A 10756-nucleotide genomic window follows, 5' to 3' on the forward strand; every position below is an offset into this window, starting at 1 on the left:
CTGCCGGTTGTGGTCGCGCTGGGAATTGACCCGGTTCACTTCGGGATCATCATGATGATGAACCTGGGGATTGGCCTCATCACGCCGCCGGTTGGCTCTGTGCTGTTTGTGGCGAGCGCCGTGAGCGGGCAGAAAATTGAAACGGTAGTGAAGGCGATGGTGCCGTTCTACTGCGTACTGTTCCTGGTGCTGATTATCATCACCTATATTCCGATGCTTTCGCTATGGCTGCCGGGGCGGTTCCACTAGGCCCGGGCGACGTGATTTTTTCGATACTGCAAGGGGGTCTCACCGATCCCCTTTTTAAATGAGCTAATAAAGTAGGTCACCTCAGAAAAGCCCACTTGACCCGCAATCTCACTTACCGGCAGCGCGCTGTGCAGCAGCAGCTCGCAGGCTCGCCGCAGCCGGATGGTGTTGAGATAATCGTGAATATTCTCGCCCGTCTCAGCGTGAAAGCGGCGCGACAGATAGCTGCGTGATTTCCCCAACTCCTGCGCCAGCGCATCGAGGCTGAACTTCTGCCGATAGTTTTCCTCAATCCAGAACATGACGGAACTGGCGATACCGCGCGCGGATTCCGGCATTTTTTCCTGCGCAGGCGGCAGCATATTGAACAGCGTCATCAGCATGCAGGTGATTTGTTCGGTGCTGAGCCCGGAGGCGTGGGACATAGAGGCATACAGGCTGAACAGGTGATCAATGTGCGCGTGCTGGTCGGCTAAATCCGCCACGAATGCCGGGCGGCCGCGAGCCGAAAGTGCCTGTAGGCGGCGATGATTCTCCGGAAAGTGGCGCAGCAGCGTTGCGATGGCGTGCTGATCGACATGGATAATCGTCCGCCGGTAACTATCCTGCGCTTTCTCATCGACCATAATTTTATGCAGCGTGAATGGTGGGAAGAAAAAGAGCCTGCCGGGGCGCATGGTGTATTGGCGATTATCGACGATCACCACGCCAAACCCCTCTTCAACATAGAGAATTTCCAGACACTGATGCCAGTGCTGATAGCGCACGGTATTGGCAAAAAGGCGACTAAACGACGCTACGGCGTCATTTAGCGTGATCAGCTCCAGATGTTCGGCGTTCCAGGACGAAGTCATGTGCAATAAATTTAAATTTTTGCCGGGTTAATCTTACTACTAAACCACTGTTTTAAATTTTATCAAGCGGCGGTTCATTGAATAGTATCAGTTGTGACCGGGTTAACATTTCTACGCCACCCCGATTCTCTATGCTTTAGCCACTTTCGAGGATGGTTAAATTAGGGGTCAGGACAGTGGCGGAAATATCAAAAATATTGTCATCACGACAGGACGTAGCGGATACGCTAACGGCGATGCTGAGCGCTCTCGATAAACAGTTTCCCGCCAACGTTGCACAGTTCTCGCTGGGGAAAACCTGCGCGCACTACAGCACGGATATCGCGGAAATGGAGGGCTTATCGAGAGCGCTTTGGGGCCTGTTCCCGCTGCTGGCGGGGGGCGAAACGGTACCGTTTATCGATAAGTACCTCACGGCGATTAAATTGGGTACCGACCCACAAAGCCCGTCCTACTGGGGCGAAACCGGGCCGTACGACCAGCGTCTGGTTGAGATGGCGGCCTACGGACTCGGTCTGGCGCTGTTGCAGGACAAGCTGACCCGTCACTTTAGCGCTACCGAGCTTGAAAACCTGCACCGTTGGTTGAACCAAATCACCGATGCCCAGATGCCGGACAGCAACTGGAACTACTTCGCGATTATCGTGCAGCTGGGCTTTAAGCGTGCCGGACTGCCGTATGATCAGGCCGCTATCGACCGCCGCTTTACGATGATGGAAGCCTACTATCTGGGCGGTGGCTGGTACTCCGATGGTCCGGGGCGTCCGAAGGATTACTACATCTCGATGGCGTTCCACTTTTACGGCCTGATTTATGCCACGCTGAACGCGGAGGATGACCCAGCGCGCGCCGCGATGCTGCGTGAACGCGCCTGCCTGTTTGCCCAGGATTTTATCTATCTTTCCGCTGCCGACGGAGCATCTGTACCGTTTGGCCGCAGCCTGACCTACCGCTTTGCGATGGTCGCTTTCTGGAGCGGCGTGGCCTTCGCCGGGCTCGACGTGTTCCCACCGGGCGTGGTGAAAGGCATTATCTTGCGTCACCTGCGCTGGTGGCTTGAACAGCCGATTTTTGACCGCGATGGCATCCTGACGCTGGGCTTTGCCTACCCGAATCTGGCGATGTGCGAGGACTACAACTCGCCGGGCTCGCCGTACTGGGCGCTGAAGGTATTCCTGATCATGGCGCTGCCGGAAACCCACGCTTTCTGGCAGGCGAAAGAGCTGCCGCTGCCGAGTCTGGAACCGGTGCATGCGATTGTACCCGCCCAGCAAATTTTGCAGCACAGCGACAACTCGCAGCATGTGGTGATGCTCACTTCCGGTCAGCTCGAGCTGAACAACTATGTCAACACCGAGGCCAAGTACACCAAATTTGCCTACTCAACGCGCTTTGGCTTCACCATCGAGCGGGGACGTTACGGCATTAAGCACGCGGCCTGTGACTCGATGCTGCTGCTGTCGGATAACGACAACTACTGGCGCGGTCGCCGCGAATGCGAGAGCGTTGAGATGCTGGATGGCGCTATTTACTCACGCTGGCTGCCGTGGCACGACGTGCAGGTGGATACCTGGCTTATCCCATGCGGCGATTGGCACGTTCGCGTTCACCGCGTGAATACGGCGCGTCGCCTACAGACGGTAGAAGGGGGGTTTGCGGTGATGAAAGCCGAGGCGGAGCTAACCGTGCATCAAAGCCTGGTGAATGCGGCCAACGGCGTGAGCGTGGTGGTGGATCTCTCGCCGTTGGCCGTTCGCGTTGCCGATAGCGTCATTACCCCGCCGAACAGCAGCGTGATGTTTGCTGAGTGCGCGGCAATCCCAACGTTAACGGGTGAGATAGCACCCGGTGAACACTGGCTATGCTGCGCCGTGGTGGCAAGCGGTAACCACAATATGCTGTTGCCAGCATTGCCAACGCTGCATATTGAAAATAATACGCTGAACGTGACGGATAACGTCAGTGGAAAAATAACAACGCTGAATTTTTAAATACCCGGATAAAACAATAAACCGGAATACCTCCTGACAAACTCTGTATCACCATGATGCAGAGTTTGTACCCCTACATCGTCTTGTCGAGGACCGTATGGAAAAACTATCGTCAACAAACAGGCTGGAATATTACAAAATAAGTTCATTTATCTTTTTATATTTCTTTACCTGGTCAGCCAGTATTGGTTTATTTGCCATCTGGCTTGGACAAAAAGCAGAACTCAGCGGTGCGGTAATTGGTACCGTGTTTGCCGTAAACGGCATATTCTCCGTTATTCTTAAACCGATTTACGGCTACATACTCGATAAAATAGGGATGAGTAAATATCTGCTCTATTTTGTGGTGGTAATGTCCGCCCTGATGGCGCCATTCTTTATTTATGTCTACCAGCCGCTCTTGCTCTCCTACACCACCGTGGGGATTATTGTTGGTGCTATTTATCTGAGCTTCGCGTGGTATGCCGGCGTGGCGGCCTGTGAATCCTATGCCGATCGCTACAGCCGTCTGAATAGCATGGAGTTTGGCCAGATTCGTATGTGGGGCTCGCTCGGCTGGGCGGTGGCGTCGTCGTTCTCCGGCCTGCTGTTTAATATCTCCCCGGCCTACAACTTTATTCTCGGCAGCGTGGCATCGCTGGTCATGCTGGCGGTGTTGATTAGCCTGAAAGTGGATACTGAAACCAGCAACGCCAGCGCGGTTATCTCGAAGGATAAGATTGTCCTGAAAGACGTGTTCGATCTGCTGAAAAGCGGCAAGTTCTGGGCTTTCTGCCTGTATGTGGCAGGCGTAGCGTGGATGATGTTTGTAGCTGAGCAGCAGTTCTCACGCTACTTTGTCACCTTCTTTAGCGATGTGCACGAAGGCAACACTATCTTCGGTCTACTGGGAACCGTGCAGTCCGGCACCGAGTTCGTGATGTACATCTTTATGCCGATGTTCGTTAACTATATTGGCGCAAAACGCGGCCTGATCATTGTAGGGGCGCTCGTTGGTGCTCGCCTGGTGATTTCCGGCCTGTGCGACTCACATCTGTTGATTTCGGTTATTAAACCGCTGTACGGCCTGGAAATTTGTCTGCTGCTGGTATCGGTCTTTAAATATATTGCCGAGCATTTCGATAAACGCGTCAATGCCACCATGTATTTATTGGGTTATCAGGCCATGTTATATATCGGCAACGTGGTGGTCTCTTCCCCGGCAGGTTTATTATACGACCGAATTGGATTTGAAAAGACTTATATTATTATGGGCGGAATTGCGCTGTTCTTTACGCTGGTGTCCGCATTCACTTTATCCTCCTGTAAACGTCAGAATCATCGCCAGCCTGCACTTGATGTCGCTGAAAATGGTATTTCTAAATAAGCCTTACTGAATGAAGGAACCGAATATGTTAAACCCTATCGTTGAGGAAACCCTGCGCGAATTTCCGGGTGCACCCGTTAATCTTCAGACGTTTAACGATGAGCTGTGCTCGGCGCGTAGCCACGTCCTTAAGCTGATTAGCCGTCATTTAACGGATTTCGGTGATAAATTCCCGGGTGAAGCCTGCGTGGACGGCTATTATCCGCTCACCGAAAATGTCGAGTGGACGACCAGCTTCTGGACCGGGCAGCTGTGGCTGGCCTGGGAGATGACCGGCGAGGAGAAATACCGGGCGTTGGCGGAAAAACACGTGCGCTCGTTTGGCCTGCGTATTGCGGGCCGCTGCGACACCAACACGCATGACCTGGGCTTTCTGTACACGCTTTCCTGCGTGTCAGCGTGGCGCTTAACCGGCAATCGCGATGCGCGCGGCTTCTCTTTGCAGGCAGCGGAAGCGCTGCTGGAGCGCTTCCATCGTAAAGCGGAAATTATCCAGGCCTGGGGCGTACTGACTGACCCGGAGCAGGCGGGGCGCATGATTATCGACTGCACCATGAACCTGCCGCTGCTCTACTGGGCCACTGAACAAACCGGCGATCCAAGATTCGCCGATGCCGCACGTGCCCACGTACGCCAGTCGGCGAAGTATCTGGTGCGTGAAGACGCCTCGACCTACCACACCTACTATATGGATGTGCAGACCGGCGCGCCGCGCTTTGGCAAAACGCAGCAGGGCTATGCGGATGATTCCTGCTGGTCGCGCGGTCAGGCGTGGGGCATTTATGGTTTCATGCTGAGCTTCCTCTATACCGGCGATAAAGAACTGATTAGCCTGTCGAAAAAGCTGGCGAACTACTTCCTCAATCGCCTGCCGGAAGACCACGTATGCCACTGGGATCTGGCGTTGGTGGGCACCGACGCGCTGCGGGATTCATCCTCGGCGGCGATTGCGGTGTGCGGCTTGCTGGAGTTGGTGAAGCATCTGCCGACCACCGATCCGGATCGCGAGCGCTATCAGCAGTGGGCGATGGGCATTATGTCGTCGCTGTCGAAACATTATCTGATGGGCGTGGACGAGCCGGGTACCGGCGTGCTGAAACACTCGGTGTATCACTTCGCCAGCGATAAAGGTGTGGATGAGTGCTGTAGCTGGGGGGATTATTTCTATGTGGAAGCGCTGGTGCGCATGTCGCAGAGTTGGAAGCTCTACTGGTAGATGAAACAGGCCTACGGAACGGTAGGCCTGATAAGCGCAGCGCCATCAGGCGTGGTGCTGCGCGAATGCCGGATGGCGACGTTCCGTCTTATCCGGCCTACTACGACACTCGGAGGATTAAACGCCCGCTTCCAGAATACGAATCGTCGTATCCAGAACGTCGCCTTTCACCGCTTCGCTCCAGGCTTTCATGTGCGGCGTCTGCAGGTGCGCTTCAAGGTGCGCTACGCTTTCCCACACTTCAACCATCACGATGGAATCTGGTGCTGTGGTCTGGAAGCTCACGCCTGCGGCGTGGTCCACCATCGGCGCGTAGCCGTGGCAGCCGTCTTCTTTCAGTACGGTTGGGATAATTTTGGTGAACTGTTCCAGTACCGCCTGACGATGATGTTGGCCCGGACGAGTACGGATTTCAGCAATAACTGTCAACATGATTAACTCCTTCTAATTCCAGGTTACCAGTTAACCAAAAATCTTCGCAAGATGCTCGCGGTATTCTGCAACGTAACGTGGAATGTCAGGCATTTTAATCACGTCGTTGGCGATAAAGGTCGGCAGCGCTTCCATTCCAAGGAACTGGTTGGCTTTGTGGAACGGCAGGTAAACGCCGTCAACGCCCACGCCGTGGAAGAACTGCTCTTTATCGGTAAAAGCTTCCATTGGGGCGTTCCAGGTCAGGGACAGCATATAGGTTTTGCCCTGGATCAGACCGCCGGAACCATATTTTTTGCTGGCGTCGGAGCGGGTACGGCCATCGCTGGCGTACAGAGAACCGTGGCCTTCGGTGAACACATCATCGATATATTTTTTGACGGTCCATGGCGCGCCCATCCACCAGCCCGGCATCTGCCAGATAACGGTGTCGGCCCACAGGAAGTTTTGGACTTCGGCTTTTACGTCATAATCGCTATCGGCGCGAACCACTTTAACATCATGCCCGAGGTCGCGCAGGAAGGTCTCCGCGACTTCAGTCATGGTGTCGTTCAGTTGGCCGTTAGAATGGCCGAATTTCTTCGCACCGTTGATAATCAGGATGTTGCTCATGATGAATCCTCAAAAGTTGGCTTTTGAGGGGCATGATACTCGTCTTGCTGTAACGATTAAATGTGCAAAATGTGCAAAGTCTTTTGCTGAATTAGCAATAATTAGCTACCCGCGAATCGTCACCTCAAAGCCGCCGCCGGGGGCATTAGCAAACGTCGCTGTCATCCCATGCAGCGTCGCAATCCGCTGAACAATCGACAGACCAAGTCCGCTGCCGGTTTCATCCTGCCCCGGCGGGCGATAGAAGCGCTCGCCGATGCGTGCCAGCGCTTCCGGCTGAATGCCCGGCCCGTTATCGCGGACTATGAAACCTTGGCTGTCCAGCGTGACGTCAACGACGCTACCCGACGGGCTGTAGCGCACGGCGTTATCCAGCAGATTACGCACCAACAGGCTCATCAGCAGCGGCTGGGCGGTGCGGGTAACCTGCTGCGCGTTCAGGTGCAGGCGAATTTCAATGCCCGCCTTCTGCGCGGTGTGATAGATATCCATCACCGAGGATTGCAGCAGATCGCCAAGATTCACCGTTTGCACATCGGCGAGTTGTTCTAACGAATCAAGACGGGAAAGCGTCAACAGTTGCTCGACCAGGCGAGTGGCGCGGTCGATACCCGCGTGCAGCTGCATCAGCGCCTTTTGCTGGCTTTGCGGATCGTCCTGCGACAGCTGTGCTACTTCGGCCTGCACCCGCAGTGCGGTGAGCGGGCTGCGCAGTTCATGGGCGGCATCGGAGGTGAAGCGTCGCTCGCGAGTCATCATATCGTGGGTTTTGCGGAACAGCAGATTCAGCGCATCCAGCATTGGGCGCACTTCGTTCGGCACGCCCTGGGTATCCAGCGGCTCGCCGGAGTCTGGGTGGCGCTGGCGCAGGGTGCGGGTTAATTTTTTGAGCGGCGCTAGCTCGCGGCTAATCAACAGAATCAGCAGTAAAAAGGTCACCGGCAGGGCAACCAGCCACGGCGTTAGCTGGCCGGTGATGATGTCCAGCGCCATCTCCTGACGGTAGTCCCACTCCTGGCCGACCACGATCCGGTATTTTTTATCGGCGGTAGTCAGCCACAGAAATCGCCAGCTATCGTCATCGTTGCTCAAGTGACCGTCGTCAAAGCCTTCCCGGCGGTAGTGATAGGGAATGAACGGTCCGTTCTCGCCGTCGTGCAGCACCATGTTGCCGTCGACGGTATAGATGGCGAACGCCAGCGCGTCTTCATCAAGATGCCCGTGTTTAACCTTCTTAGGCGCGCGAATCCACTGGCGGGACGTCGGCAGGTCGGCGAAATCCATCGCGCTGATGCGTTTGGCAAACAGCATTTGCTGGGTATCAAACAGCTTGTCCAGCTTATCGGTGGTTTGCTTCCAGGCGATGACGCTGGCAAAACACCAGGCCACGGCGGAGAGCAGCATAAACAGCAGCGTCAGGCGAACGCGCAGACTCAGGCGGCGGAACAGGTTCATTGGTCACCTAACGTGTAGCCGATACCGTGGACGGTACGAATAAACGGGCTGCCGAGCTTGCGGCGCAGATGGTGGACGTGTACTTCAATGGCGTTGCTGGTGACCTCTTCATCCCAGCTGTAAAGCTTCTCTTCGATGAGCTTACGCGGCAGTACTCGCCCGGCGTTGCGCAGCAGCAGTTCCAGCAGGGCAAACTCTTTCGGCTTCAGTATCAGCGGCTCGTTTTTAAATGTGGCGGTCAGATGGTTTGGGTCAAGCTCCACCTCGCCGTGGCGCAGTACGCTGCTCGGTTGGCCGTGGGCGCGGCGAATCAGCGCTTCCAGTCGGGCGGCGACTTCAATCAGCGCGAACGGTTTGCAGAGGTAGTCGTCAGCGCCTAAGCGCAGCCCTTCTACGCGCTGGCTCAGCGCATCGCGGGCGGTAAGAATGAGCACCGGTTCGCGGCGAGATTTTTCGCGCCACTCGCGCAGAATGTCCAACCCGTGGATGCCGGGCAGGGTGAGATCCAGGATCACCGCATCGTACGGGGCGCTATAGAGCGCAATTTTGCCCTCTTCACCGCGGGTAAACCAGTCAATGCTGAAGCCCATTTTGCCGAGCCCGGTTTTGATGCCGTCGCCGATAAGCTTGTCATCTTCCACTAATAAAATGCGCATCTGCTGCTCCTTGCCTGCTGCTCTGTATGCCAAGTAAACCGCGCCCTTGCGGTTACTGTACAGCAAAAATAAATCTTTTTTCCCCTTAAGAAGTTGTTAAGAAATGGCGGGTGTAATAGTCCTCATACAACACAAAAGGGAGAACACATCATGAAGAAACTTGCTGCTATCGCCGCTATCCTTGCTCTGGCTTCTGCACCGGCATTGGCTGCCACTCAGGGCGGGTTTTCCGGCCCGTCTACCACGACGACGCAGGCCGGCGGCTTCGTTGGCCCTAACGGCACCGTGACCACCGCGGCGAACGCCAAAACCATGCGGGATGACACCTGGGTCACGCTTCGTGGGAATATTATCGAGCGCGTCTCTGACGATCTGTATATTTTTAAAGATGCCAGCGGCACCGTAAACGTGGATATTGACCACAAACGCTGGAACGGCCAGACCATCACCCCGCAGGATGTGGTTGAAATCCAGGGCGAAGTGGATAAAGACTGGAACTCCGTTGAAATCGACGTGAAGCAGATCCGCAAAGTGAATCCGTAATCCCCAAGACTGCGCAAGATCGGTCAGGATTCACTGCGGCCAGGTGGGCAGAATGTCCCGCAAGGAGGCAGTGATGAGTGACTTATTAAGCGCGGCTTATTCCGAACGCCTGCGGCGCGTTTGCGACCACATTGAGCGTCATCTGGATGAGCCTCTCTCGCTTGAGGCGTTAAGCCGGATGGCGCACAGTTCGCCATTTCATTTCCATCGGCAATTTACCGCCTGGAGCGGCCTGCCGCTGTATCGCTATATCCAGTGGTTACGCCTGCGCCGCGCTTCATGGCGGCTGGCGTTTAACCCACAGGATAAGGTTATCGATATTGCGCTGGATGCCGGGTTTCAGAACCCGGAGTCGTTCACTCGTGCCTTTAAAACCGCGTTTGGCCAAAGCCCGCGCCAGTTCCGCCAAAAACCAAACTGGGCGGCCTGGCACCAACGCGTACCTAAACTGGCATTACAGGAGCAGAACGTAATGGACGTAAAAATCGTTGAATTTCCGCATACCAACGTCGCTATGTTGACCCATCAAGGGCATCCGGATCGGGTGAACGACAGCGCGGCAACCTTTATTGAATGGCGACGCAGCACCGGGTTGTCGCCGGTGAAAAGTAGTCAGACCTACGGCATTGCCTGGCACGACCCGCAAACGACGCCGCCGGAGCAGTTTCGCTTTGATATCTGCGGCAGCGTCGCAGCACCGATACCGGAGAACGCGTTTGGCGTGGTTAACGCTGAAATCCCCGGCGGGCGCTGCGCGGTGGTGCGTCATCAGGGCTCGCTGGATTCACTGCCTGACAGCGTCTGGTATTTGTTTCGCGAGTGGCTGCCGGGCAGCGGCGAGACGCCGCGCGACTTCCCGGTCTTTTTCCAGTACCTCAACTTTGTTCATGAGGTGCCGGAACATGCGCTGCTGACGGATATTTATTTGCCGCTTCGTTAACCCGCTCTCAACCTATCTCACGGTTTGTGACTCAGACCGTGAGATAGGTTATTATCTGCGGCAATATTGCCGTCCGAACGGTCAGCATGCAGATTGAGGATCCACTGTTAATGAGCGATATGGCAGAGCGCCTTGCGCTACATGAATTTACGGAAAACGCCTACTTAAACTACTCCATGTACGTCATCATGGACCGTGCGTTGCCGTTTATTGGCGATGGCCTGAAACCGGTGCAGCGCCGCATTGTTTATGCAATGTCGGAACTGGGGTTGAACGCCACCGCGAAATTTAAAAAATCCGCCCGTACCGTCGGTGACGTACTGGGTAAGTACCATCCGCACGGCGATAGCGCCTGTTATGAAGCGATGGTGCTGATGGCGCAGCCGTTCTCTTACCGTTACCCGCTGGTCGATGGCCAGGGGAACTGGGGGGCACCGGACGA

12 protein-coding genes are annotated in these 10756 nt (G+C 55.3%); 7 read left to right on the plus strand and 5 right to left on the minus strand.

Annotated features, from left to right (window positions below):
• Positions 1 to 249 (plus strand): TRAP transporter large permease subunit (locus GKAS_RS20445; RefSeq protein WP_035896933.1); only part of this gene is annotated, 249 nt, incomplete at its 5' end.
• Here the strand turns inward: GKAS_RS20445 and GKAS_RS20450 are convergent.
• Complete coding sequence (locus GKAS_RS20450) at positions 246 to 1103, minus strand: AraC family transcriptional regulator (RefSeq protein WP_035896935.1); 858 nt, start codon at positions 1101 to 1103, stop codon at positions 246 to 248. The genes GKAS_RS20445 and GKAS_RS20450 overlap by 4 nt on opposite strands.
• 152 nt (positions 1104 to 1255) lie before the next feature.
• On the opposite strand from GKAS_RS20450, the gene GKAS_RS20455 reads away from it, so the two are divergent.
• The 3 genes from GKAS_RS20455 (at position 1256) to GKAS_RS20465 (ending at position 5676) form a co-directional block, all read left to right on the plus strand.
• Positions 1256 to 3094: a DUF2264 domain-containing protein gene (locus tag GKAS_RS20455; protein ID WP_035896937.1), complete on the plus strand. Its 1839-nt coding sequence runs from the start codon at positions 1256 to 1258 to the stop codon at positions 3092 to 3094.
• Between the two features lie 97 nt (positions 3095 to 3191).
• Positions 3192 to 4460 (plus strand): oligosaccharide MFS transporter, encoded by a 1269-nt coding sequence (locus tag GKAS_RS20460; RefSeq protein ID WP_035896939.1) that lies wholly within the window; start codon positions 3192 to 3194, stop codon positions 4458 to 4460.
• A 25-nt stretch (positions 4461 to 4485) separates the two neighbouring features.
• Complete coding sequence (locus GKAS_RS20465) at positions 4486 to 5676, plus strand: glycoside hydrolase family 88 protein (RefSeq protein WP_035896941.1); 1191 nt, start codon at positions 4486 to 4488, stop codon at positions 5674 to 5676.
• A 117-nt stretch (positions 5677 to 5793) separates the two neighbouring features.
• Here GKAS_RS20465 and GKAS_RS20470 read toward each other — a convergent pair whose 3' ends face one another.
• From GKAS_RS20470 to qseB, 4 genes are all read right to left on the minus strand, one after another.
• On the minus strand, positions 5794 to 6108 hold the full coding sequence (locus GKAS_RS20470; RefSeq protein WP_035896943.1) for a putative quinol monooxygenase: 315 nt from the start codon (positions 6106 to 6108) through the stop codon (positions 5794 to 5796).
• Between the two features lie 30 nt (positions 6109 to 6138).
• Complete coding sequence (locus GKAS_RS20475; protein ID WP_035896944.1) at positions 6139 to 6720, minus strand: NAD(P)H-dependent oxidoreductase; 582 nt, start codon at positions 6718 to 6720, stop codon at positions 6139 to 6141.
• A gap of 105 nt (positions 6721 to 6825) precedes the next feature.
• A complete protein-coding gene (gene qseC, locus GKAS_RS20480) occupies positions 6826 to 8175 on the minus strand; it encodes a quorum sensing histidine kinase QseC (protein ID WP_035896946.1) in 1350 nt (449 codons plus the stop codon).
• The gene (qseB, locus tag GKAS_RS20485) at positions 8172 to 8831 is read right to left on the minus strand and encodes a quorum sensing response regulator transcription factor QseB (protein ID WP_035896948.1); all 660 of its coding nucleotides are present in this window, start codon (positions 8829 to 8831) and stop codon (positions 8172 to 8174) included. The genes qseC and qseB overlap by 4 nt, the downstream gene beginning before the upstream one ends.
• Before the next feature lie 150 nt (positions 8832 to 8981).
• Between qseB and GKAS_RS20490 the strand changes: the two genes are divergently transcribed.
• The 3 genes from GKAS_RS20490 to GKAS_RS20500 all read left to right on the plus strand — a co-directional run.
• On the plus strand, positions 8982 to 9374 hold the full coding sequence (locus GKAS_RS20490) for a YgiW/YdeI family stress tolerance OB fold protein (protein ID WP_035896950.1): 393 nt from the start codon (positions 8982 to 8984) through the stop codon (positions 9372 to 9374).
• A 73-nt stretch (positions 9375 to 9447) separates the two neighbouring features.
• Positions 9448 to 10314 (plus strand): AraC family transcriptional regulator, encoded by an 867-nt coding sequence (locus GKAS_RS20495; RefSeq protein WP_035896952.1) that lies wholly within the window; start codon positions 9448 to 9450, stop codon positions 10312 to 10314.
• 110 nt (positions 10315 to 10424) lie between these two features.
• Positions 10425 to 10756 (plus strand): DNA gyrase subunit A (locus GKAS_RS20500; protein WP_035896954.1); only part of this gene is annotated, 332 nt, incomplete at its 3' end.

It is taken from the genome of Kluyvera ascorbata ATCC 33433, from assembly GCF_000735365.1.
Taxonomy (GTDB): Bacteria; Pseudomonadota; Gammaproteobacteria; order Enterobacterales; family Enterobacteriaceae; genus Kluyvera; species Kluyvera ascorbata.

Excerpts from the sequence above, each read along its gene's own strand:
- GKAS_RS20450 (WP_035896935.1), bottom strand. The coding sequence starts at position 1,103 with ATGACTTCGTCCTGGAACGCCGAACATCTGGAGCTGATCACGCTAAAT.
- GKAS_RS20455 (WP_035896937.1), top strand. The coding sequence starts at position 1,256 with ATGGTTAAATTAGGGGTCAGGACAGTGGCGGAAATATCAAAAATATTG.
- GKAS_RS20460 (WP_035896939.1), top strand. The coding sequence starts at position 3,192 with ATGGAAAAACTATCGTCAACAAACAGGCTGGAATATTACAAAATAAGT.
- GKAS_RS20465 (WP_035896941.1), top strand. The coding sequence starts at position 4,486 with ATGTTAAACCCTATCGTTGAGGAAACCCTGCGCGAATTTCCGGGTGCA.
- GKAS_RS20470 (WP_035896943.1), bottom strand. The coding sequence starts at position 6,108 with ATGTTGACAGTTATTGCTGAAATCCGTACTCGTCCGGGCCAACATCAT.
- GKAS_RS20475 (WP_035896944.1), bottom strand. The coding sequence starts at position 6,720 with ATGAGCAACATCCTGATTATCAACGGTGCGAAGAAATTCGGCCATTCT.
- qseC (WP_035896946.1), bottom strand. The coding sequence starts at position 8,175 with ATGAACCTGTTCCGCCGCCTGAGTCTGCGCGTTCGCCTGACGCTGCTG.
- qseB (WP_035896948.1), bottom strand. The coding sequence starts at position 8,831 with ATGCGCATTTTATTAGTGGAAGATGACAAGCTTATCGGCGACGGCATC.
- GKAS_RS20490 (WP_035896950.1), top strand. The coding sequence starts at position 8,982 with ATGAAGAAACTTGCTGCTATCGCCGCTATCCTTGCTCTGGCTTCTGCA.
- GKAS_RS20495 (WP_035896952.1), top strand. The coding sequence starts at position 9,448 with ATGAGTGACTTATTAAGCGCGGCTTATTCCGAACGCCTGCGGCGCGTT.